1 protein-coding gene is annotated in these 362 nt (G+C 49.4%); it reads right to left on the bottom strand.

What is annotated here, in order from left to right:
* The coding region (locus tag KTG12_RS21520; protein ID WP_216945559.1) for a DEAD/DEAH box helicase family protein at positions 1–362 on the bottom strand (362 nt) is incomplete at both ends.

The raw sequence follows: 362 nt of genomic DNA on the forward strand, positions 1-362 counted from the left end.
TGGAATTCATCAATAAGAATATGATCTGCCCGTAACAACCCATTGTCCTCCCGGTTACGGATCAGTGACTGGAATGTCCGGTACGTCACTTGCGGAATAGAGAATCCGACGGCTTTCCGGATCTCATCCAGAATCGTGATGTTCGGAGCAAAGACCAATATCTTTTCCTTTGCATGATCTGCGATATAGCGTGCCAGCAAATAGGATTTCCCTGTTCCGGTAGCCTGCACGACCGCACCGATACGGTGTTGTTTGAATCCCCGCATGATCGCCCTGTAAGCCGCTTCGTTATGCGGATAAAGCTCCACATGTCTTCCGGACAAGAGGCTTTCAATATAGCTTTCATCCGAAACGGTCAGCCC

The sequence above is a fragment of the Parabacteroides sp. MSK.9.14 genome, assembly GCF_019041495.1.
GTDB classification, from domain to species: Bacteria; Bacteroidota; Bacteroidia; order Bacteroidales; family Tannerellaceae; genus Parabacteroides; species Parabacteroides merdae.